The sequence below is a fragment of the Paraburkholderia sp. BL10I2N1 genome (genome assembly GCF_004361815.1).
In the GTDB taxonomy this organism is placed as follows: Bacteria; Pseudomonadota; Gammaproteobacteria; order Burkholderiales; family Burkholderiaceae; genus Paraburkholderia.
The window spans coordinates 346,159-371,615 of the sequence record NZ_SNWA01000004.1; the positions used below are offsets into that span (position 1 = coordinate 346,159).

General features: G+C 59.8%; 8 protein-coding genes and 1 pseudogene. 2 read left to right on the top strand and 7 right to left on the bottom strand.

The features are described from left to right. Positions 1–44: 44 nt before the first annotated feature. The 5 genes and pseudogenes from B0G77_RS42930 to B0G77_RS42950 form a co-directional block, all read right to left on the bottom strand. Positions 45–1,520, bottom strand: a pseudogene (locus B0G77_RS42930) (CoA-binding protein); the annotation flags it as partial. 1,406 nt (positions 1,521–2,926) lie between these two features. Then, a complete protein-coding gene (locus B0G77_RS42935) occupies positions 2,927–4,165 on the bottom strand; it encodes a hypothetical protein (RefSeq protein ID WP_133667904.1) in 1,239 nt (412 codons plus the stop codon). Next, positions 4,113–13,595, bottom strand: a complete 9,483-nt coding sequence (locus B0G77_RS42940; protein ID WP_133667905.1) for an RNaseH domain-containing protein — start codon at positions 13,593–13,595, stop codon at positions 4,113–4,115. The genes B0G77_RS42935 and B0G77_RS42940 overlap by 53 nt, the downstream gene beginning before the upstream one ends. Next, the gene (locus B0G77_RS42945; RefSeq protein ID WP_133667906.1) at positions 13,588–15,735 is read right to left on the bottom strand and encodes a hypothetical protein; all 2,148 of its coding nucleotides are present in this window, start codon (positions 15,733–15,735) and stop codon (positions 13,588–13,590) included. Before B0G77_RS42945 ends, B0G77_RS42940 begins: the two co-directional genes overlap by 8 nt. A 1,189-nt stretch (positions 15,736–16,924) precedes the next feature. Then, complete coding sequence (locus tag B0G77_RS42950; protein WP_133667907.1) at positions 16,925–17,950, bottom strand: hypothetical protein; 1,026 nt, start codon at positions 17,948–17,950, stop codon at positions 16,925–16,927. A gap of 845 nt (positions 17,951–18,795) precedes the next feature. On the opposite strand from B0G77_RS42950, the gene B0G77_RS42955 reads away from it, so the two are divergent. Both B0G77_RS42955 and B0G77_RS42960 read left to right on the top strand, forming a co-directional pair. Further along, a complete protein-coding gene (locus B0G77_RS42955; protein WP_133667908.1) occupies positions 18,796–19,761 on the top strand; it encodes a DNA-binding protein in 966 nt (321 codons plus the stop codon). Next, positions 19,758–21,251 (top strand): tyrosine-type recombinase/integrase, encoded by a 1,494-nt coding sequence (locus tag B0G77_RS42960; RefSeq protein ID WP_133667909.1) that lies wholly within the window; start codon positions 19,758–19,760, stop codon positions 21,249–21,251. Before B0G77_RS42955 ends, B0G77_RS42960 begins: the two co-directional genes overlap by 4 nt. A gap of 742 nt (positions 21,252–21,993) precedes the next feature. On the opposite strand, the gene B0G77_RS45460 is transcribed toward B0G77_RS42960, so the two are convergent. After that, on the bottom strand, positions 21,994–23,565 hold the full coding sequence (locus tag B0G77_RS45460) for a methyl-accepting chemotaxis protein (RefSeq protein WP_133667910.1): 1,572 nt from the start codon (positions 23,563–23,565) through the stop codon (positions 21,994–21,996). A 487-nt stretch (positions 23,566–24,052) separates the two neighbouring features. Then, positions 24,053–25,198, bottom strand: a complete 1,146-nt coding sequence (locus B0G77_RS42970; RefSeq protein ID WP_133667911.1) for a porin — start codon at positions 25,196–25,198, stop codon at positions 24,053–24,055. Positions 25,199–25,457: the final 259 nt, after the last annotated feature.

A 25,457-nucleotide genomic window follows, 5' to 3' on the forward strand; every position in this document is an offset into this window, starting at 1 on the left:
TCGGAACGATTGATGTTCGTTGGTTATCAATGTCGGCGAATCGCTCAAGCTACGAAGCGACACTGGGATGCGGGCGTTCGGGTGTCCATGTTGCGCCCCCGGTTCAGATGATCGTCGATTTCCGCCGCGCATCCGAGCATGCGGGGATAAAGGAAGATCGTGAATGCGGCGGTTTCCAGATCGGTCTCAGTCTATTCACCACGTTGCAGCGGCTGCCACAACATCTTCAGCAGCAGCGCCGCGATCACGGCATCGACGTTGACGCAGTACACATTGCGGGAGACGCCGGCATCAAACAAGACCTGCACCAGTTCGCGATAGAACGCATGGAACACGTTATATTCCCCGCGCTTTTCGCACAGTTGTGCGATGAACACCTCGCGTGGATCGTAGTTGACCGGCCTGTCCTTGAAGACGGGATGGTTCACGCCCGGCAGCTTCGCGATATCGAGGCTGCCGGCATGCTTCTGCCGCGCCTTGTGCTGCGCATAGCGCTCGACGGCGCGCTCGGCCAGCGAGCGCAGGTCTGCACCGTGCGCGGGGTCGGACGGGTCCGCAAGCCCGCTGTCCCTGAACGCTTCGATCAGGAACGCGATGCCTTCATAGCCGTTGCCGCCGTGCGTGTAGCCTGTATGGGTGAGAAAACCGACCAGCGCCTTGTTGAGTTGCACGCGCTCGGGGCTTTCCGGACCGTCAGCGGATACCGCGCCCTTTGCTCCCTGCGCCGAGATGGCTCCTGGGCCGTTGGTGAGCAGAAGACCGACGAGCGTCTTGCAGGCGAACAGATCGTTGAGGCCCGGCGCGAGGTTGAGCAACGCGGCAAAACAGATTTCCGTCAGGCTGCGTTCGTTCAGCAGCGCTTGCGTGGTAAAGCCGCAAAACCCGTCGGGACTGTGTCGCGAGGCGTCCGCCGATGCACCGATCAGCGTCCCGAACAACATGGTCCACCAGGGCAGGCTCTCGGCCGTGACGCGCGAAACGCGCTTGCGCATCAGCGGTCCCCACGCCAGCGTCATCGAGATCGCGGCCAGAACAGCGTCTGCCGTCGGGTGAGCGGGCTGGGAAGTGAGCCAGCGCACGAGGACCGATCTGACTCGACGCTCGGCGAGTCCCGCGAGCATCGCTTCGGCGCGCAAATCGCGGGTGTCGGTAAAGAGCGGCTCGCAGCCGCTGATGTCGATCCGTGCGATGTCGAAGTTCTCGTCGAGCGCACTCGTAAGGCCGGCTGCCGAGAAGCGTTCGATCATCCATTTCGCGGCATCCCGCGCCGCGCGCTGCCGATTCGGCCCGATGATCGAGGCCGCGGCGGCCAGGATGGCGTTGGGTGCATTGCCGGCCTCGCGTGCGGCTTGTGCTGCCGCGAGTTCCGGCGTCCCGTACAGATTGACGGACGCAGCGATCGCGACATTGATGAGCTTCTCGTCGTTTTCTCCGCCGAACTCGTGAAGCAGGGCAAGGCTGACGTTGGCTTCGAGCGAATGCGTCGCCGCTTCGAGCATCGAGGCGCCATACGGGGTATTCGTACCTTTCGTGCAATTTCTGGCGGTCATCGCCCGCAGAGCCCCGTCCAGCAAGGATTTCCCGTGCTGCACCATTTCCTCAGAACACGAATTCACCAAGCCATTGATAAATAAACGTTTTTAGACACCAACCGCCAGAAATTGCACGAAAGGTACGAATACCCCTGAGGATGGCGGCAAGCCGGAGAGCGCCGCTGGTGAAGGCAATGCGTCTTGTGCTGATCAGTCACACGGTTGATTGTCCGGATGCTGCGGGGATGGCGGAAGGTTCTGTGGGGAGCGGTGGTTGCGTTGCCGCCGCTTCGTATCGTCAACTTGACATAACATAATTTATCAATTTTTGCGATGTAGGTCCAAAGTAGAAATGTCGCGTTTCCGCTAAATAGAAATGTCGGAGTGCATTTACAGAAATCGTTCGGGAAACTCGACAGAAATCGTTCGGAAATGGCGTATGCGTCTTTCCGGAGCGATTTACGTCGAAAAAAGAATGCATCGATAACCACGCGCCATTTCCGAGGGGATTCTGTTAATGGCATCGGAAGTCCGTGAACGTAAGCTTCTAACCATTTTTCCTGAAACATGGCCGATTTCCCGGTTTTGGTGCAAATTTACCTTGAGTACGTAAATTAGGTACGAGAAGCGCTTCACATATTTAAGTAGGTTTTTTACGTCGCTTGCAAAATGCGACTCAAGCGGCCGGAAATCGCTCCGGCGAGCTACGATTGACAGCCCGTGCATCGTCCTTGGCCTGAGTTGTCGCCAGGAAGCAAAATCATCAGAGTGCATTCACAGAAACCGTTATGAAAACTCGACAGAAATCATTGAGAAATGCCGTTGTCGGCTTTTCTAAGGGATTTACGTCATAGAAAGAACGCACAGACGAGGTTGTGTCATTTCTAAGCGATTTACGTTAAGTCTCTTGCCCGGCCGCGATCATGGCGACTTCTCGGTTGACGGAGGCGAGAAAACTTGCCGCGGAGCCGGTGAGTGGGAACCGTTGGCGGCTGTTTAGGTGATTACAACGGCTTGCTGTCGATCGGCTTATGCGTGCGGGGCGAGCGACCGCCCGACGACGAGGCATACGTTGATGCTCGCCAGCGACGGACCATCAAAATCGGCGGGAACGAACAGACTGTCGGGTACGGCTGCGTGCAGGCAGGGCTTCGGAGCTAAAATGTGAATGCGGGCAGGTTTTATTCGATATTCACAAATTCGCCCCCCTTGAATTGCATATTCACAAGTTTGCTCCCCGGCCGTTCTGGCCCGTTCGACATTCGGGGATTTGTTCCGAAGCACTGCACTCAGTGCTTCGATACGATTGCTCCGGCTATACGAGCATCAATGCAGAATGTAGCCCCGTCCGACGTAACGTCTGCCGTAGTTGGTCCCCGCTACCCAACACCGCCTTAACTGGAAAGAAGGCGATCCATCTCGCGGATCAGTTGTCCTACGTCGCCCGGTTTAGGCATCCGGAGATGCGCGATATCGTCCCGCACGGGCTTGGCGAGCCTGCAAACCTGCTCGGCGCAGATTTCGTCCGTCGTGGTTGCCACGAGCTTGCCCAGCTTGCACATGCCGACGATGTTGTTGTACTCGAGCTCGTCCGGATCCATCAGCATGACACGCGTCTGGTCGATGGGGCGCGCAATCTTGCCGTTGTTCAAGGCAGCTTCCCGCTGCAGCTGGCTGCTGAACCGTCGAATGACTGACAGCCGTCGCTCCTCAAGCCAAGGAGTCAATGTCTTTACGCACGCTCGCCAGTATCGACGTCTGATCCGGTTAAGCGCGTCATCGCGGGCCTCGGGGCGGCCATGCTCTGCCATGTAGGCGTCGTTGAGCACGTGGGTTGCCTCTGGTGCTGCATTTGAGCAGGTTCGCATGAGCCAGGACCGGTTGCGCCATCGCGACGGCGTGTCGTTCATCAACTGCTGTAGATGAGCGATGATATTGACGATCTGCGGCTCGCTCATCTGCATTATCCGTTCTGCGAGCTCCACATCGAAGCCAGCGAATTCAGCGACGATAGCCCGCGACAATCTGGTCGTTCCCGGTCCGGGACGCGACAGCATGCGCAGGGAGACATACGCGTCCATCTCATCGGCTGAGAGACCTCCGTCGAACGTGATTACCTGAACTCCCCCTTCCCGTTCGTCTCGCGGCAGTGATTCCTCATGCACGCCGAGCACAATGTGAACGTTACCGTCCCCTGTGCCAATGGACCGAAGAAAAGTGCTCCCGTACCGTTCAATGTTCTCGACTCCGGAAGGTCCGTCAGGCATGAGAATAACGGCGCTGCGACGGTCCGCCTGCAGCAGGATCAGTTCGGCCGCCGTCACATGCTTGCGGCCGAAATGAACCCCGACGTCCGCCGCGATGTCAGTGCCGCCACTGATTTTGAGCGTAACGATCCGTTCGATATGTCCATGCCTGAGTCCACGCTGGACCCCCTCCCATGTGCCGGGCAAGGTGTCGATGGGAAGGTTTATCCACAGTAGTCGAGAGCTCGCGGCCGTCTCTTCGATGCGCGTGACGAAGTCGCATGGTCCTGGCAGATTCCAGTACAGTTCGGGAACGATAGTTGGCTTGTCCATCTTATCTGGCAGTGAGAAGCTCGAAGTAGATTTCCGGCACAGTCCAGGTGCCACCAGCGCCTTCCTGAAGAATGCCCATCCAGTGGAGGAATTCCATCTCAGCCCGGGCCACGCCGAGCATGTCACGCACATCGTCCACTTCTGCCGACAAGCGAGGTGCTCCCTTGATTGTTTCGAGGAAGGAGTTCACAGCTTCGCGTCGCTCTGGCGCGAAAGTCGCCGGGAGATTGACGCGGCGGTAGAACTCATCCAGATTTTCTCCAAAGGCCCGCTTCGCGAGATCAGGCGCCCGGAGCGCGTCGTCAACAGTCATGGTCGCGCTGCACACACGCTGCACTTCCTTATCGAATCCGCACGATGCCCTGATAAGGGCCGATAGCGCATCGGAGTTTTCCGACACCTCGGAGTTTTCCTGCAGACGGAAGTAAACGGCATCCTCGGTCCACTGGGGCAGCGGGACGACCCGCCAGCCAGCCGCGTCAATTTTCTTCGCCTCGATAGCCTGCGCAAGCTCGAGTGCGCGCTCCGGCATCGCGAGCAACGCGAAACGCACGTCGAGGTTCTGCTTCGCGGCCTTCTGGGCAGCCTGCACGAAGCCGGGAATGTGGGCAGTGTTCCAGGCTGCCGGACGTACTGCCACAATGCGTCTGACCGGGTGCGCTCCTCTGTTTCGACGCAAATTGACCAGATAGTCATTGGCGGAAATCGGGCCAATACCCGGCATCATCGTGTAGACGCCATCCTGGCCGATCTTCCATTCGTCTCTGCCGGCCGGTTTGTTCAGTTCCACGATCCCGCTCAGTTCATTTCCTGTAAGCACCAGCAGTTCGCCGTCCGACGAGTCCATGTAACGACGCACCCAGGCGACCGGGAAAGGAAACGGGATACTGCTCGTGCCGTGATCCATGGTGACACGTCTCTCGCCGCGGTTACGCGTTTCCTCCGGCGGCTCCTTGGCGAGCTCGTCGAGCTTGTGGGCTACCCGATCGGCATCGCCCATCATCATGGCAATGTTAGGGTTCCGTAGCACATAGCGCGTGTTGACCCGCTCCAGCACGTTGAGTTTGATCATTTCCTCAAGCAGGGCCTCGTAGACGCCCGGCCCGGCGTTCGCGAAATGGGTCGGTACAAGGGTTTCGCAAAGATCGCTGATTTCCGAGATCGTGAGGCCTGCGTATGGGCCCGACGCGCTTTGGGAATAGTAGACATCCGCAAGCAGGAGCGCGATCGCCTTGTAGCGTTTGTCGAGATTCAGGTTCAGTTCGAACTTGTGGCGCAGTTCACTCAGCAACGAACTGTCATTCTCGACCGCATCCAGATCGTCTGCGCTGATATATAGCGGCGGCTTCGCATCCTGACGGCGGTTCATCAGCCGGTCGACAAGGCTCTTGCAGTAAAGCTGGATGAACGCCGGATAAAAGTTGCAAACAGACAGGATGCGCAGTGGAAGATCCTCCTCGCTATGCGAAAAAAGGAAACCCATGGCTGCCAGCGGCTTGGTGATGAGACGGATACCACGCTGGATGTCGGACGCAGAACTGAACGGTTCCAGTGCGATCGTTTCCGCCTTGCCGAGCACCGAGTTTTCCTCGGAGGTCATCCGCGTCATGTTGTGAAGGCCCGCGATCACGTAGCGGATGTGGCATGCGTGATGAAGGTTTTCGACCATCTGCTGGAGACTTCGGACAAATCCGACTTCTCCCTTCGCGAGCCGTAACTCCCGCCCCATCAGTGAGTCGGCTTCATCGATCAGCAGATAGATGGATTTCAGGTCAGTCCTTCCCTGGACCTCTTTCTCGATCCAGTCCCTGATATGCTGCCACTGCGTCGGTTGCCCCGACATCGGGCCGATGATTTTCCGGGAAAGTAGATTCCGGTACACGAAACTCCATGCAGCATGCACATGACTCGTCGACGAGTCGATCGTATCCATCGAGATATACACCGCGGACATGCCGGGCGTACTTTGCGTCTCAAGTTCGACTTGTGCAAGGAGCGAGGACTTCCCGAGGCGACGCCCGCCGTAGAGAACGCCCAGACTCTTCACATCGCGAAGCTTGGCGAGCTCGACCTGACGCCCAAAGAACATCTCCGTTGGCACCGGGCGGCCACCGTAGTCGTCGTACGGATTGGTATTGAAGCTCAGCATGCCGACCCGCATGAGCGCCTGCAGGCGCTCGCCAGGATGCAGCGCGACATATGCCACCAGTTCGTCATCGATCAGCAGCGCCGGCGCAGCGCCGCATACACGAGCCCGGCGCGTCATGTTCAGACGCGCACGGGCGAGCACGACGGTCGGGGTTCCGCCAATCTCATGCATGAGCTGACGCAGACCATTTTCGGTCGAGTGACCGAACATCATGAATCCTTGAATGTGCACAGCCCGTGACCCAAGCACGGGCGGTATAAACATCTCGTCGTCAGCCGTCGTGGGGAACGTGAACGAACGGTCTGGCAGCACGAAGCGCAAGCGGTTTGTGCGGCCGTGCTCCGGAATCGTCGACGGTGTATGGTTGATCCCCAACAGGTGAAAAACGGTTTCCAGTTGCCTGCTATCGCCGGAGAGCTTCTGGCGTGGGCCTACGAACAGATCGAGCCACGCTCTGACGAGCTTAACCGCCTCATCCCGCTCGTCGCTGGAAAGCGCCTTCAACCATTCCGGATCGTCTTCGGTAACTGGTTGCTCAAGCGCCGTACACAGTGCGTCCAGCGGCGATTTATTGCTATGGACCGACTGATGGACCCGGCTCATGAACTGGTCGTAGTCCAACGCTACATCCGCACGGCCTCCAAGACGAACCGGAAGCTTGTGCGTTGCCTTCAGAAGCGCAAGTGCATCGTGAGCCGTGCGCAGGCTGGCGGCGTTGTCCGACTGCAGCATGGCGCGAATGCGCTGGATATCCTGGGAAGATGCAAGTCCCCGGTTTGCCTCAGCATATCCGTTGAGATCCTCTTCCAGCCGTCTGGCGACTTCGTTCAGTCGCGCTGCCAGCGGCATCAGGACACGATGACGCAACACTGCTGCCGCCTGAGGAAAGTCCGCATACATAACGCCGTCTGCGGAGGGGTGACCAATGCCCTTCTCCGGGCGTAGGGAGTCCTGCATTGCCTCGATCACACGCTGCATGCTGTTGGCCTCGTTCTGTGTCAGGGCAGATAGCGTCATCGCATGAGTGACCCGCTGTCGGGCCCTTTGCAGTTCTGCGCTGAAGGCGGTCTTGCGCTGGTTGTAAAGCCGAAGCACGGGCGCGTCGCCAGCGGTGAGCATGGAGCGCGGGAGGCACGAGTCAATGTGGAAGGCGGGGATGAAGCGCTGCGCCGCAAGGTGTTGGCGAAGCGCTTCTTTCAACGCCTCATCTATACTGTCGTCGTCTGCCCCGATAGATAGTCCTTCCCCCGCCCATCGCCCGGTTTCTTCAAGGATTGCGGCGGGTACGCAAAGTGCCGGCGTGTGTTCGTCAACCGGGGCGAGCACGGGCATGAGATCGCGACCGAGCGGCGCCTGAATGAGCAGCTTCTGCTTTTCCTGCGGGATACACGCGGGGGCCTGATTGTTGTCATAAAGCCGCAATGCGCACTTGATCGCCGAGATAGCTGCATCACGATAGAACGCTTCCAGGTTGCCTCGCGTTGCAATCGCGGTGATCTCCACCAGCGAGTCCTCAAGATGCCGGTGCAGAGTCGCGAGAAAACTCAGCGTACTTTTAACGAGCTCGACGTTCGGGTTTTCCTGGCGCCGTGCGTGGTCGAGATAACTCTCAATGAATTTTCTTGTGACTTCGATGTTCTCGATCGCCCGAGACCTGAAAAGGCCATCGGGACGGGTACGTTCGCCGAGTTTGCGAAAAATTTCATCGACCATCGCCGCAGGCTTATCCATCTTGCGGCGCGCTTCTTCGTAGTGTGCACTCACCTTGTCCGGCGCGCCTTTGGTAATGCTCTCAAGGCATGAGCCAATCGGACTCCTCGGACTGAACATCTCCTCATGCATCGCCTTGAACCCGCGATGGTTCCAGCTTGAGTAAATCTCGGGTGCTGTTTTCCAGGTCGTGGCCCGGTGCTGAAAGCGCTGCAGTTCATGCTTCAATGCTTCTTTGTCGCCAATCTGCGAAACGAGGAACATGTCCCGGGTCAACTGCAGCCCGCGCTGGCGAATCGTGTCAATGTGTTCAATAAGCGCCCTGAGCCGCGGATGACCAGTCAGCGGAGCGCTGATCGCATGGCCGATGTTCCACTGGATGTCTGAACTGTCAAAAAGCATGCTCGAGAGACCGGCCGCAAGCACGCCAAGCGCGACCGATGCGGAATCGGTGAGGCTGCTGCCTGTCAGCGACTGCGTGATGAGCATCTCCTTGAGGGCCGGGTCCAGCCGTGTTTCGAACTCGAACTGGCAGTCCATCCTGTACAGAGACTCGACCAGCGCATGCAATACGACGTAGTGGGTATTGGTCTCAGTGGGTACCATCTCTCCAAGAACCGGCTTCATTGCCTCCACGTGCACGGTGGCAAGACCATAGAGCCGTCGCCCGACAAGACGGTGCAAGACGGCTGAGTGCTTCTCGACGAACTGATGCGCAGTTTCCAGCTCTTCATCGAGGTCGTCCGAAGCCTGATCGGTCGCGGGCACGACGGTGTCTGGCGCCGTCGAATTGACGCCGAGTTCATGGGCTGCATCGCTGTCTGAGAAGGACTGGCCTGTGTGCTCAGACAAAGACTCACCTGCGGCCGCGCCATTCTCACTTACAGATGAAAGGCCAACGGCAGTGTCTTCGACAGGAACGTCATTGTCACTCTGCTCTGGCACGGAAATCTCGTGCCGGACTTCCGACTCTACCAGCATGGTCTCAGCCAGATCGGCGTCACCGTCTCCAGGAAAAACTGGCTCCCTCATATCGACTGCCGGTGCAGGTTCGTAGGTCTCGGGCGACGTCGGGACCGCGGGCTGAGTCATGATTTGTTCTATCACCGCGGCCGCCTCGCTTACGTCCCCGCCGACGTCGCTCAACGAGTCAATGCCCGTATCTGTTGCCATCGTAAAGCAAGGGCTCTGAAGCACAAGCCCCTTCAGCTCCTCGGCGCTCCTCAGCATCGAGTCGACCGTCTCTGACAAAATCCGGTTGCGCTTCTGCCGCTCCGCGAGTACGGGCGTGGACGGCATGCTCTCGATCTTCTTCATCTGTGAGTCGAGAGCCTCGATGTCGCCGACAAGCACATCGATGCGCGCGATGCTTTCTTCGGCGACGTCCATGTCCTCCAGGTCCTCGACGCAGCTCACGGCTCCCAACCCGAGCTGCAGTTCGAGCGGCTTTATCTTCGACAGGAGATGCTGGCTACGCTCAAGCAGCGCCAAATGACGTTGGCGTGCCTGCTGGGCAGCATTTTTTCGTTCGAGCGCCCGGCGGTGCATCAACTCAAGTGTGACGAGAAACTCATTGATTTCGGCAACAGATTCCGAAAATTCGGTGGTGCCGGGTTCAAGCTTCTGGACCTGCGTTGCAATTCTTGACCTGATACTCAGGAAAACGGCATCGTCAGATGAATCGCCGTCTTTGATGGAGGTCTCGGCAGCCTCTGTATTGGCGTGCGCCATCTGTATCTCCCGTAGCTGCGGTGTTGCAGAATCTGCGTGTTCAAATGAGTCGGTCTGCCCGGCATCTGCCAGTGACTCGCGCGGGACGGCATCTGCCGGCGTGCTTGCGGCTAGCGAATCCTCGTTGGTGTTCACAGACACCCTGCCCTCGGTGGCGGCGAGGCTGTCAACTACTGCCTGCATCTCAGGTTTGGGGCGACGCCTGAGGATGGTCTGAAACTTGTTGAGATGGTCGCACTGCGCAATGGCATCGTTGACCGCGGACGCGACGTCGAGGTAATACTTCAGCGCCTCCTCGGTCAATGGTCCGGGAATATCAGTGATATTTCCGATTACGGCATCGCGCCAGTCACCGATGGGGTATTGGGCCACCAGGAAAATCAGCCAGCCCATCAGCTCATCATGACGTGTCTGCTGTGCCCATCCGGCTAACTGCTCGAGCACTGCCGGCTTGAGCGAGTGGCCCAAAAACTGTTCTTCGGTCGGTCGACCCGGGTTATATGCAGTATTGATGAGTTCGTGCAGACGCCTGAACGACAGCCCTCCAATGAGATCTGAGGCTGGCGCAAGTGCCATGGCTGACTGCGGCACCTGGAGCAGCGCCCCCATCCAGTCGAGCAGTTCACTTTCACGAGGCATGGGCGCACGCTCCCTGACCACGCCCATGTCGCGTAAAGCCTTCCAGTAAGAAGCGGCCTTTCTGCGAACCGTCGTGTTGAACTCGCCGAATATGCCTTTGGTTTTTATCCAGTATGGCAACTCGACACGAACGCGCACCCCGGCATCCTGGTACATCATGCGTTGTCCGAGCCGGCGGACTCTCAGATCGCGTGAACCGTGCAACGTCGGCATCGGCGTCAGCTTGACGCGTGTCAGGAGATCGGTCTCATCGCTCGCGGTCGCTGCCCGGTTGACCTCGGGCAGTTCGACCTCATCCTGCGCTGTCAGACTGTCAGTTTTCGCTGAATTTTCAATGAGGCGCGAGACGTACGTCCGTGCACCCGGCGACTCATTCTTCTCTTCCGCTGCATCGCCGCCATCAGGCGGTGTTGCCTCATTCGACGGCGGTGGATCGTCATCCTCATCCTCAGGAAAGCGGATCACATAGTCTTCGATCTTGCGGCGGAAGAACAGCGGCGCAGGTAGCGTTGTCCAGTCATCATAGTGGGCGTAGCCGATGCGAAGTCCCATCACCAGCATGGCGACATTCCGGGCCATCACGCCTTGGGGCGCACGCAGTACGGTAATTTCCATACTTGCGGGCAACGACGCATCCCATGCTGCAGGATCCATCATTTTCTGCGCGTATTCCTTCGCTCCCTTCCCGATCTGTTGCATGCGCGGAGTCGCGCGGTAGCAGGAAAGGCCGCGTTTTACCTGCACGGTCTTGGCATAGCCCATCGTCGCCATGAAATGACCATAGCCGCGTTCGATGGCCGGACCGTCTTCTGACAATTCAACGAGCGATTTGCCGGTGCTGTAATAGGCATCGATGAACGTTTCGCCCGAATGGGTGCGCTCGTCACTGCTTAGCCACCCTTCGTAGGTGACCTTCACCTCCGAGCGCAACGACAGTGTGTCCGCACCACGACGCAGCCGCACGAAGCTCATGTCCTTGAAATGTGCGAGATCAGCGCTTCCTAGCTTTACCGTACCGCCCGTTGTCAGATCGGTGTCGCGGATTCCGCGCCACAGACCTGCCACGCTCTGCCAGTCGATCAGCACCACAGCACACGGATCGGTCTCGTGGATGGAAAGCAGCGTTTCCCTGATCGCATCCTCGAAGATGCTTTTCAGCCACCGGTCATCTCCTGCGTGCATCTGCCGCTGACTGCCTAGCCACTGCAGGCCCGCCGACAGCGGTTTCCATTCGGATCGTTGCGTACCCTTGCCTCCCTTGTAGATAAACTGCACCTCAGTGACACCGGTCTCGATCACGAGGCGCGTGTTTAGCAGGAAGGTGAAGCCGGTCTCTCCGCTGCCGAATCTGGCGCGGGAGCGTATGGCCTGCAGACCGTAGATACACCGAGGCATATGCTCCGGCGACAATAGTTGGGCCGCGAATTCGCGGGTGCCGAAAATGATCCCCGAGTGCGCGAGGAAGACGTCCAGGAGCGCGCTTTGGGTACGGTGCAGGAATGCCTGTTCGGCGGCCGGATCATCAGGCGCCTCGATAGGCAAAAGGTGGTGAACGTTCGCACCGATCGACGACATCGCGTGGATGCCAGCGTAATAATTGACACCGTCCTCGTTGCGCTGCCTGTACTTGTCTGGCGCGCAGATCAGCGCGATTACGGGTCGCGTGCCGCTGACCTGCCTGATCGTCGTCGTCGCCAACTGCCAGCGTTTGACGCGCTCGTCGAAACGCCCACGCGCATTCAGGTTTACGCCGTCCAGATCAGCGCGCAAACCGTGGGTACCAGCGGGCAGCGCCTCAAGCTTTATTTCTACGGCGTCACCAAAAAGCGTTTGAACTGAGTTGGCAATGATTTCCTGCTCGCGTGCGAGGTCGCACAATACCCACAATATCGGCTTGTTATCACCGTGAGAGAGCTTCAGCGCCCGTATGTTCTGTTCACGGTAGTCTGCGATCGAAGTGATGCGCTCGGTAGTACCTTCATCGCCCGACTCATCGTCGTCTACATCGACTTCTTCCGCATCAGAGCCGGACACGAGCGAATCACCGGCGGCACCGAATTCGAGGTCTGTCAGACGCAACATTTCCTGCAAGGGGCGCTTTTTCCGATTGATTGCGATTTCGCGCAAGCCGATCGGACGCGAGGCGAGTGCGTAGCCGACGATTTCGCTAACAGTCTCCAGTAGTCGCGCTTCGTCGCCCTCGAAGACCGTCCGGGGAGAAACAAACTTGAAGAGCGTCGGCAATTCGGGGAGCCCTGCCCACCAGCCGGTGCGCTCGTCGAACTCCCTTCGACGCACTGCCTCCTCAAGCGTATCGGGAAGCGCGGAACGTGACTCGATCTGCGCCGCCGCGTAACCTTCGCCGAACTCCCAGCCCGTTTTTGCACGCTCCACCGGTATCATGACGGCGGGTCGTCCGGGGGCCAGCACGTATCCCGTGACACGCCTTGGCATCTTGCCATGGGCAAACGGCACCTTTTTCGCCCACACTCTTTTCATTGCCGAGACGCCCAGGAAAAGGTCGCGGCTGTATGGCATGGTGCTGACCGTCAGTCGTGCTACCATCGAGAAGACATCGTCACCCCGGGTTGCGCGTTGCGGCATTGACATCAGTTCGATCGCGTTGGATCGGCTCTCCGGACTGGCCACCAGTTCACATGCACCTAGCCCTTCGAAGAGTTCTTCGCCCATCAGGCTGCCACCGATGATGCGCACGATGAGCGGAAAATCGGGCTGCCCGTCACTTTCGCGGATCAGGGGGGCCTCGATTTCGGTGGGCACAATCAGTTCCGACCGGATGGTGGCTTTCATACGGGACGCAAGGCCGCCCATCTTGTGCCGCTCCGCCCAGGGCTCGACCTCGTTCATGAGCCACCGGCTGAGATAGCGTGCGATGCGCTCGCGCGTGGCGCTGTAGTTTCCGTCCTCACTGAGGTCTGGAAGCATCACGATCGCGCTGCCACGTCTGCCGTTTGCGTCGGGGAGCAGACCGAGGTCACGGTCAAGACGCACTATCTTGTCTAGCCCCGCCGTGAGAGCCGTGCGAAGCGACGTCACTGGCAGGTTCTTTTTCTCCTGCTTTGCGGACGCCAAGATCGCCGAAAAGCTGTTAAAGAGCTCACCGGAGAAGGAGAACTCGACCAGCGAAACTGCCTGCTTTAACCATTCGGGCGAAATCTTGCGACCGATAAGCATCGGCGCACGCACGGTATGACCGCCTACGCGGGTCCATGTGATTGTTTTCTCTTCAGACATGCTGTCGGTCGTTCAGTAGGTTTTCAATTGCGCCCATGGGCACGGAGAAAGACTGGTAAAGATTCTGGTAGCTCTCGCGCACGGCTGGATCGTGGTGCGCGAGACACTTTGCGAGGATCGTCTGCATCATCACAAGCATCGAGGTTCGGTCGTTGTCGGGCATTCCCCTGGCAGAATTGGGCGCCCAGGCAGCATCCACGAAGTACACGAAGGCCGGGCAATCACCGCGCATCGCCCTCCCGATTGTCTGCAGGATCATGATCATCTGGTCCGCCACAAATGGCTCCGCATACTCCCCTAATCTTTGCGCAACAAGTTGCATGCGCAGCAGATATTCAATGGTTGAGGACGTCCTGCGCCTCGCCTCGCGTAGCGCTCCCAGCGCCTCCTGCGTGGTGGCAAACTTGCGACGGTCGAACGTTTCCGAAGCCCTTCCGACGAGCCCCTGGATCAACTGCAGGCTGTCGCCGCGGGGGTGTGGCCGGGTAAGGAAAAAGAGTGACCCGATCATCGCCTTGTCGATCCGCGGGCCAAAGCGGTACACGATGTTCACGCCTCGGCCGATCGCGCTCATCGGGAAGATCAGCAGATCCCAGTTTTCGTCTTCGCCCAGACTTTCGACCTCTGAAGCGGTGACGGCCGCATCGTGAAGCGACCCGTGAATCTTCGGTTGCACGAGGTAGCGTACACGGCCGCGCCAGGATGGATGATTGGCGTAAATGTGGTCAAAGAGCTGCTCGCACTGTTCGTACGAGTTGACGACAAAGGCCGCCTTGCGCCCCGCTCCGTCCACGACATCGTTGTTCAGAATCGCCTGCTCGACGTCGGAAAGTACGCCATGACGCAGCAGCTGATCGACGATCGTTCTGAGGATGCGCTCCCTCTGCAGCAGTTTCGCGCCGCTGAAGCGCAACGGCATCTGCGTCTGCGGATCGAGCTTCGGGAGGAAGCAGTACCTCGATTTCTCCCACCCGCTACCGGCGTTTGGACGGCGCAGAACGTAATGAGGTCCGACGCCAATGTGAAAGCTCGGGCTTTGCTCAAGCAGGGAGGTCGCACTCGTCATGAGTACGGCCATGCCCTCGCCCCGCTCCTTTCCGATCTCGATCATGCGCTGAGGGAGCAGGCGTGGGGTTCCGGCAAATCCCACGTGAGAAACGTCCACATTACCTTCCTCGCTGACGGTGTAGCGTATTCCGCTAAGGCGACCGATCAGTGATTCGGGCAGAACGCCGAGCTGGTCTCGCGAACAACGCGTCTCGAAGACGTTGTCGCTTACCAGCCCCATCGTGTTCATCAGGCGCAGGTGGGGAGCAAGACCAAAGTGCTGAAGGACGAGCAGCGTAACCGAGACGAGAAGCGTCGTATAACAGTAGAAGGTTTCATCATCGTGGCTGGTCGGCAGGCCGGGTACCGTGCGCAGCACTTTCGCAATGGCGTGGACGGCAGCCTCGTTGCCGTCGCGCTCCCACACTTCGATAGCATGAAGCAACCGGTCGTACAGGTCCCGGACCGCTTCGGTGCTCTGACTGGTAGCCTTTGCGGCTTCATCAAGCGTGCGGGCTAGGTCACTCATACCCTCATCTTCATCACCGTGAAGCGGTGTATGGCGAAATGCCACAACCTTGACGGCCGCATCGAATACACCTTCAAACGCCCGCCGTGCCTCCACGAACAAATCCCTTCTCGCGTCATCCCACTCGTCGTCAACCGCAAACATGTCCGAGATGATCGACAGCGACGTCAGCAGTACATTCGCATGGGCCTTGCGAAAAGCAGGAGGGAGATGCAGCAGATGGGACACAAGTCTTTCCGTGGCACGTCCGAAGCGACCGGTCATCTCCAGCAGGGAAGGCACAGTAACGCCGGCCACGAACGCATTGTTTCCACGCGCAGCGGGATCGTGCAGGTCGCGGATCAACGTACTCCAGAGCGAATCGTAGTCGCCTGACAGTTTAAGCATAGGTGTGCCGCGCCCGTCCAGATTGGTCTGGGCGCCGTCGCACTCGTCGACGACGAGTACATCAAAGGTCCGCGCCAGATACTCGAAGTGTCTGACTTCCGCATCGGTATAAAGTGGCGACACGCGGCGGTCCGTCGAGAGGATGTGACCGGCCCAGATCGTTGCGCTGCCGAGCATCCGCTCACCGTGCTGCAAGCCACACACGGATGAGAGCGCGCATCGGTGCCGACGCGCACGCTTTCCTGTCTCCGGACGTTGCATCACCTGGAGGCACGGCGGGTTTGTGTGTGGAAATTCGACGTCTTCGTCGCTGGCAAAGCCCGCAAGGGCGCAGTTTGTCGCGAAGAACGGCGCGATCTCGCGCGTGACTCCATAACCGTGGTTCTGGTTCGCCAGTGCGGTTGCAAAGTTGAGCACGTGTTTGGTACGTGCTGTCTCGCTTTGCCCCGAAAGAAGTCCAGCTGGTACTTCGTAGCGGGCCAGCGTCTCGATGAAGCCGCTCGCCACTTCGATAGAAGGGAAGAGGAAGCAGACCGAATAGCCCTGTGCTGACAGGTATCCTGCCAGCAAATGCAGGAGCGTGGTCTTTCCAGCGCCGGGAAGACCAATCAGATGCTTCAGTCCCGTTAGGTCAATAGCCTCGGCGAACACCAGTCCGTCGCTGCCTCGCTCCATGAGCACTGCCGTTGGGTTTCCCTGGGCATCGTGCAGCCGGTTAAACCAGCGGCTTTCCGAAGGCTGCTGACGCCCGGCCGTGACGTCGATGTCATCGAAACGTCGCGCAATCGCGATGAGGTCTTCCCAGCGTACCAGGCCCGGAGCCGTGCCGACGCGCTCCAGGTCGTACATTGGAGGTGCGGGAGGTGTAAATCCAAGCGGAGCGATGAGACCAGAATAGCCCTGATCGGCGTCGACCTCTGCGCGCCTGTCGGCAGCATGAACGGGAGGAAGTGCCCGAAGACGCAACGGCCTGATGGAGGTCAGGCACGCCAGTGCGATCGTAATGTCTTCGGGAACGAGATGCGTCCAGGTTCGACTGATATTGAGGTTCTCATCGATCCGATATCGCTGCGGCAGTTCGTCTCGGACAGTTTCGTCGCCCCGGGACTTGCGCAGTTCGACCTGGCGGTAATGCTGCCGGTAGGCGTCTGACATCAGCTGTAGTTCGCTCAGCGTGCCCGGCGCGATTCCAGCGAGCCGGATATTTCGCAGAGCGAGCGCAACGTCCTCATTGAGCGTGTTTGTTACGCTCTCAAACCCCGCGGCGAGAGCTGGCATTGTTGCCAGACTGCTTTGCTTCAGAAGTTCGGAGGCGATGATGCACAGATAGTTAAGGCGGCTGACTCCGCTGAACGGCTGCAGGGGCTCACGCATAACCCGATTCCTTTGAGCCGAGCCTGGCAAGCGCCTCACTGACGGTCAGGCAGGTGACGTCATCCCGGCCCATGGTCCGAGTGAGCCGGTACAGATACGAGGGCACTGATGCGACGTGCCAGTCCGGTATCACAAGCAGGCGCTGCGCGTAGTAAGCGAGGCCGCCGATGCTGCGCTTGAACTTCTGGCCGAGAGTCTCCGGGCTGACGTAGGTTTTGAGGTCGATGCCTGTATCGCCCACTGCGATGTCGACTCGATCGCGAAACGGATAAAGTTCGGCTGGTGTGCCGCTCGCACGGAGCGCGTCATAAAGGCGAAGTTCGTCGATTCCCGGTTCGACCCAGTATTGCCGGATACCGCGTGCGACACGCATCACGGAACTGGCGGCGACGGATCGCGATGACCGCGCGGGATAGGTGGCAACGCACGCGGCTGTACGGCAGACGAGCCCTGCTCGCCCCTTCTTCATTGCGTTTCCGCAGTGATCACAAATGGGAACCGTCCCGTCGACACACCACCCTGTTGGCACAGCCTCGTAAAATTCCCGCTGGATAATCAGCCACACACGGGCCGGCACCTCCTCCGTCAATCCGAGCTTGAAGTCGTCAAGATTGCACACAGGATTGCGAACGACGAAGTCACGCACCTTCGTGTAGTAGGCGTTGGCCTGCCCTTCGGGATGACGGCTGAGGACATCCATGAACCTGGCGAATAGCTGTTCTTCGATCGCAGCCGTCATGCCGGTGAACCCTGCGGCCAGTTCCTCGGCCTCTGCTGTCGGAATGCCGTCGTCCGCGTGAATCAGCACCGTGTGATTGAGTCCGGCGTGCACGACCTCGGGAAGCGTCAACCATTCGCCCAATGGACGGGTGCACAGCGCCAGAAGATCATGGATTTCTGCGCCATGGTCGGGAAGACCCTGGATAAGGCAGGCTCTCGAGATGGCACCCATTGCCCGGCGGTCATCGGGCCCCAGGCCGACCGGCGATCCATGCGTGCGGCTGGTCCCGGAGACCATTTTCCCTTCGAAAAGGGACATTCTCGCCAAGCGGATGACTAGCGCGGCCAGGCTGGCGATCAACCGGTCGTTGTTCGTCGATTCATGAAAGCCTGACTCATCGCCGTGTTCTGTTGCACCAGCATGCATTGCCTGCCGCATTTCTGCGGCACTCTCGGAGACATCGCGCATGGTTCTCTAGCTTCGCTCGCCCTCTCGCTGTACCTGTTCGGTCACGGCATGGACGCGCGGCACATTTATCGTTGTTGTCGGGCAGCGTACACTTTCTGTCCGGTCAATATACCGACTCCAACGCGCCAGTCAAGGCCACGAACACACACACCCGTAAGTGTTTGCATGGGCGCTGTCCATCGCAATCTGTCCCGCCGACTTACCTGTTGTTTTCGACCGGATGCAAAGAAACTTGAACAGGCGACGCCCTTCGGTCACGCAATCGTTTGCGCATTTTTTCGAGTGCGTCTCTGGCCATGCGTATCGCATAAACACCCTTCAGATTCGTCCGTGATTGCGGATTCGGAGCACTTGCATGGTATCCCCGTGATTTCAATACAGATTACGACGATAGCGCGATCTAGGTGCCACAAGGGCTAGCGCTCAGCCCCCAATACTATATTCAATAAAATCAAATATTTGCTGTCTGGTCTTTTTGTGTTACCTGAGAAACGGTCTGGCAAGGCTTATCCGGCCGTCAGGTGCTTTGACGGGCGACATGGGGCGTGTTTGGCAGCGATAATTTAATTTATCTTTGATAGCCTTTCATAGGCGAGTAGAAAAACCGTTTTATATCGTTATATCTGTATGAAATAATATGGCGGAGATATCCTTTTCCCCGCCAGGAGTCCTGCATGCCCCGCCCGGCCGCCGTTACCCCCGAACAGATCCGTTCCGCCGTGCTGTCGATGCTCGCCGAGGCCGGCGATGCAGCACCGCCCACTGGCGAACGCTTCCGCAAGGTCGTGTCGGTACGGAAACTCCGCGCGCGGCTCGGTGCGGGCGATCCGGCTACCCTTGCGCGGGCACTCAACGCCGTCGAGGCCGAGGTCGTGCGCGCGGGACTCGCCGACATCGCGATGCCCGGCATTCCCGTCGAAATCGCCGAGCAGATGCGCGCGCTGTGGCAAGCGGCCGTGGCCGTGCAACTTGAGGACGTGGTGCGCCTGAAGGTAGATGCACAACAGGCGATTGCGGCGGCCGATGCGGCGCGCACCGATGCCGAACTGCGCGTCGAACTGCTGCGCCAGGAATTGAGCGAGCTGCGAGCGGGGGTCTCCTCACGCGACATCGAACTGTCCGATCTGCGGGCCCAGAACGCGATGCTGCGCGAGCGGTGCGCGGCGCTCGATGCGGCAGCCCAGGAACGCCAGGCGCAACTCCACGCCGCGACAGCGGAGCGGGCGGCGGTTGAGCGCACGCACGCGGGCGCACTGGCGGACGTGCAACATCGGTACGAGGCGCTGTCGAAACAGTTGCTGCAGGAAACTGCCCACCAGCGCGAGGCCCTGAAAAAAGAGCATGCGCACTCCACGGCGCAACTCAAGTTCGCCGAGCGCCGTGTTGCCACGCTTGACGGCGAACGCGAACGGCTCGAAGGCGAACTCGCGAGCGAGCGCGAAGCCCGCCAGCAGGCGGTCGGCGAAGCGCTGGCGCTCAAGGCGATCAACGCGAGCCAGTATGCGCAGCTCGACGAACTGCTGCGCCTCGTGTCGGCACAGGAGGCCCGTCGCGCACCGGTGGCGTCCAGCCGTCTCGCGACCGCGAGGCGCACCACCGGCACTTCGAAGAGCGGCACGACTAAGCCCAGGAAGACATGAGCGAAACAACGAGCCCCGCCGACTGGATCGATGGCGGCATGACGCCACCGCGGCGGCTGCCGGCGGACACCAACGCGGCGCTCGCGTATCTGGCCGACACGCTCGGCCACGTCGTCTACACGCGCTGGACCCTGGCGGCGATCAAGGGCCGGTACGCCTCGCTCGCCGACGCGAAGGTGGCCCATCCCGCGGTCATGCGGCAGTTGCTTGATCACGCGGTCGTGATCGAGTACTGGGATCGCGGCCGTGTGCGCACCGCGGCCATCGACGATGCGCCGACACCGGAGGCGGTGCTGCAACGCGTTCTGCATACGCAGCGGCGGCGCTTCAAGGTCTCGCCCGAAGCCGGGTTGCCGGCGGCGACCGGTGAGCCGATACGGGATACGACAGCGCTGGTCACGGTGCCGCAACCATTGATCGCGTGGCTTGCCCGGGCTGGACGCTTCGCGAATGTGGCGAGCGCAACCAACACGCTCGGCGTGGGCGACGACGCGCAGGCTGTCGCGCTCTTCCTGCGCGATCGCGCGAGCCGCTCGCCGCATACGCTGCGTGCATACCGGACCGAACTGCGGCGGCTGGTCACGTGGTGCGAAGCGCAGCAACTCGGTCCGCTGTCGGATCTCACGCGCCACGACCTGCTCGCGTACCGGCAGGCATTGCGCAAGCCCTCTCATGACGTCGTCGACGACAACAACCGGACGGTGGCGGAAGCGACCCAGGCACGGGCACTCGCGGTCGTCGCGAGCCTGTTCCGCTACTGGACCGAGACCGGCTATCTGACCGCCAATCCGGCTGCAGGGCTCGTCCGTGGCGGACGCTCGCGCACGAGCTTCGCACCGCAACGGATGCTGCCGAGCGCGTTGCTTGCCGCATGTGACACGTGGGTCGCTGAAAGTTTCAACGACGACGACGCGCTGGTCGTCGCGCGGCGCCGCGCAATCTGGGCGCTATACCGGTACACCGGCGTGCGCCTGGTTGAACTCGTGTGGTCCGACGACGCGCAGTTGCCGAAACTCGAGGTCGACCGCATCAACGGCATCGAGTGCTGGACGCTGCACGTGCTCGGCAAGGGTCGCAAGACGCGAGCGGTTCCGTTGCCGGGACTCTGCGTTCCGATCCTGAGAACGTACCGGCAACTGCGCGGCCTGCCGCCGCAGCCCAGTCTCTATGAGCATGCGGCACTGATTCACGGACTTAAGGGCGGCTCGCTGCACAGCTCCGGCCTCTACGATGAGGTGAAGGCAATCTTCATCGCGACGGCCGACCGCATCGAGAAAACCGATCATGCGGGCGCTGCGCGCCTGCGATCGGCATCACCGCACTGGCTGCGCCACGGCTATGCCAGGCAACTCGTGGTGGACCATCAGGTGCCATTGCCGGCCGCACAGGCTCTGCTCGGGCACGCGTCAGTGCAAACGACCGCGATCTACGCAAAAACCGACTTGTCGCAGTTGCGCGCCTTTGTGGACCAGACGTTCAGCGACAGTTGATCGAGGCCGTGTTGAGCGCGCCGCGCGGGTTGTGCTGCTTGCCTATCGGTTTGCGGTTCCGAATGCTGAGCGTGCTGGCGTTGCCTGATCGAGCACATACGCTATCCAGTTCGGGAGCAGACAACTGAGTCCGGGCCACGAAGCGTCATTCGCTCGCACCATCGCTTAGACATCCTGGCGTCGGTTCCACTCAGGAATCGGCCATTCAATTTGAAGCGGAGAGATGGGTGCTTGACCTCGCCTCTCGTTTGTAGTCCGGACGCAGTTAGCGGACCGAGTTCTCCGGTCGTGTGGCCCGATAGCAACTTGATCGAAATGAGCCTTATCGTGGGGCGACCACCTTCACCGTTGCGGCGAACCGGTTCTGATTTTAGTGGCCGGATCGGTCTCGAGCGACATTGAAACAACCAACGGGTCGGCATTAGGCGAGTTACGTTTGCAGTGATCTCGCTCATCGTCGCAACTTGAGCGGTCGCTTACGAACCAGTCCGACCAGCGGTATCGGACCGTCTGCCGTTCCGATCAATGTCGGAACACCACTGCACGGATACCGTTGCAAGCGTCCCGGACGCGCGTCCTGCTGAGGCGGACTAAACTACCGGCTTGCGCGCGATCACCTGATCTGAAGACCACATGCATCTCATGCATCCGCATCATTTCGTGCGCCTTGTCGGAAGTGGCGATTCTCGGCCGGGCACCGGTGACCAACGAGGCAAGGATTTCTCAAAACCCAACGCCGCTGCTATTGCTTTTGCTCTGCCTGAACCCAAACACGGAAGGCCGCGACTGCGCTTTGCAGCCGGTACGCCTGCTCCTCAAGCGACGCGGCTGCGGCTGCTGCCTGCTCGACGAGCGCCGCGTTCTGCTGCGTTACCCGATCCATTTGCACGATCGCGCAATTGACCTGATCGATGCCGGATGACTGTTGATCCGAAGCAGCGCTGATTTCGCTCATGATGTCGGTCACGTGCTTCACGGCCAGCACAACCTCGTTCATTGTGCCGCCAGCGCGGATGACAAGTTCGCTGCCGCGTTGCACCTTGGCCGCCGTGTCGCCGATCAGTTCCCTGATCTCCCGGGCGGCCGTCGCCGAGCGTTGCGCCAGACTCCGTACCTCGCCGGCCACCACCCCGAAACCACGCCCCTCTTCTCCCGCCCGCGCAGCTTCCACTGCGGCATTGAGCGCGAGAATGTTGGTCTGAAACGCGATGCCTTCGATCACGGCGATGATATCGACGATCTCGCGCGAGCTTGCCGAAATTCCGTCCATCATTTCGACCACTTCACCCGCGACCTGACCGCCCGATTGCGCGATACCGGACGCCCGGGCCGCGAGCGCGCTCGCCTCTCGCGCGTTTTCGGCATTCTGTCTGACCGTCGCCGTCAACTGCTCCATGCTCGCAGCCGTTTCTTCCAGCGAAGCGGCCTGCCGTTCGGTGCGCGCGGACAGATCATTGTTACCCGCCGCGATTTCGCGAATGCCATGACCGATTGCGTCCGCACTACTGCGTACCTGCCCTACCGTATTGACCAATCCGCCCTGCATGCGGCCCAGCGCGGTGGCGAGCTGTCCCATCTCGTTGCGACTGCCCGCTTCGATGCGACCGGTCAGGTCGCCTGCAGCGATTCTGGCGAAGTGCTGAATGGTCGTGTCGACAGGCCGCACGATCGCAGCGGCCAGCGCGATACGCGCGAAGAGGCCCAGCAGGACAACGCCAATACCGGTAGTGGCAGATATCCAAAGGCCCACCTCGAATCGCTTCGCGGACACTTCATAGCGCTGGCGCTGGCGCTCGCTGTGATACCACTCGAGCGCGGCACTGGCAGTGCGGTAGTCCGCGTACGCTGAGTTTGCCGCTTGCGCCTGAATGGTGTGAAAGGTCAGAACGTCGTTCTGTTCCAGCGCCGCTATCTGCGGGGCCATTACCCTAGTCAGGAACGCATCCCGTTTTAGTCGCAGCGTGTCAGCGAGTGCCCGCTCGGTACCATCCACCGGATGCCCCGACAGGCCAGAGCCGAGGAGCGCATCGCTCTCGCCCAGCAGTTTTCGTGCATGCGATAGGACCTGCTCCGCATTCCCCCCGACTCGCCCGGCCGTCTCTACTTCGTTCAATGCGAGGCGTGCCTGCAAGATGCGCTCAGCGCTCGCTTTCAGGTCCACCAGCGCGACCGTGTCATTGCTGTACATCTGTTCGAGTTCGACGTCGCGGCGATGGACGCCCATGGCAGCGGTCAGGATTGATGCGAGAAGCGCGATAGTGTAGACCGCTATAGTGACGCTCAGCCCGGTGCGGATAGTGAGGTTCTTGAACATGGCGTCGAACTGTGCGCGCCTGGAGTTGTAGGGGCGCGCACACCTTTTTTAGTGAGTTGTTGTAGTTCACACTGGGCGCCGCGCCGGTTCCCAGCGTGGCCTCAGGGTGGCTTTGCCTTCGACATGTAGCAGAACAGTTGGCCGCAAGTCTATCCGGTCCGCGTTATCTCAACGTTCAACAAGATCTCTGACAGTAGTGAACGTCGTTGGCAAAGAGATGTTGCTGCTCCGCTCAAACGTATCGATGGATAACCAGAGGACCGCAGTGATCACGCCGAGCGCACCAAGGGTAATAATAGATTTCATCTCGCTGCCTGCTTATACAAGGAATCGCACCGTACTTAATGATTGAGGAGCAGGACCACGGCATCTGTCCGGGCAGTCCGCGGCCTCTGTCCGCGGTCAGATCCGTGGAAGATCCCGCATGGTTGGTCAGGGACCAAGGACTCGCGCGCAACGGCTGCGCGCGAGCCGGTCTTCCTGTCGATCAGAAAGCGTGACGCAGGCCCAGCATGACCGCCACTGTCCCCATCCCCGGCGCCACCGGCTGCCCGTATGCGATCGTCTGGGTCATATCTCCATGGTTGTTCACCCAACCCACCTGGGCATAGACCAGTGAAGTTTTGGAAAGGCTGTATTCGGCGCCTCCGGCGACCTCGAGCGATTTGTTGGCCGATTTGTTCCGGTCCTTCAAATAGTAAACGCCGCTGGTGACCTTCAATGCCGACGAGACCTGATAGCCGAGGCCGGCCGAATACAGGTCGAGGCTCGTACCACCGAAAGGATTCGAAGCGCTCTTCGCAGCCGGGTTCGCGCCATTGCTGTACGACGCGGACATCGAAATGCCGTTCAGCGTCGTATATTTCGCGCCGAGGTACCAGTAGCGATTGTTGTTCAGCCCGGTGGCGACCGTCGTCGGCCCTGGGTTGGTGTCATGCCCGCTGTAGTACACGGCCGACAGATTGAGACCATAGTTCGAATACTTCAGCACTGCGGATTCGCGCGTGCCGCCCTGAAAGCTGCCGGGCACGCCGCCGGGCGCATATTCAAGCAAAGCGCTCGCACCATGGAACTTCGGGGATTCGTACACGATTGCATTGCTGTCGTACAGCGCCCCGATCGGCCCGTTGGTGCTGGTGCCCGGCCAGCCTGCCGCCGTGTTCATGCCGATCCACGCGGTCAGAATACTGCCGAAATAGCCCCCCGAGCGAACATCGGTTTCAGCCATCGCGTACGCCATCGGTACGACCTGGCGGCCGGCGGTGACTGAGCCGAAAAATCCTGACATGCCGACAGTTGCGTACTGGTTGAACATCGCGGTCGCACCCGCCGTATCCGCAAGGCCAGACTTGCCGGTGCCACTGTCAAAAGACCCTTGCAGCCTGAAGTTTAAGTGATAACCGCCGCCGATATCCTCGGTACCCTTCATGCCCCACAGGCTCGAGTAGAGACCGGCATCCTTGTAGCGATAAACCGACCCGAGGTTTTTTGCTGTCGGGCTGAAAGATGCCGCCGACGTGCTTTGATACAACAGCCCTGAATCGACGACGCCGTACAGCGTCACCGACGATTGTGCATGAGCCGCCCCCCCGATTGCAGCCAGCGCGGCTGCTGCTACCCATTTCAATTTCATTGCGTCTCCTGTTTCACTGCTTTCAAAAAAACGGAACAGGGTGTATTCGCACCCAACAAAAAAGGTCGACCACCGCTCCGTCAGAGCAGCATATGATTATTAAATAAGTACTACGAAATACGAGTGTAATCACTACGCCCGTACCTCATTAAACTCAATGAATTTCTCCTCGAGCCCATGTTGCCGCCGACAATGCGACGGCATGATGAGCGCCAGAGCCTAACTACGAGGTGTTACGGCTACCAACGTAGGCACAAAT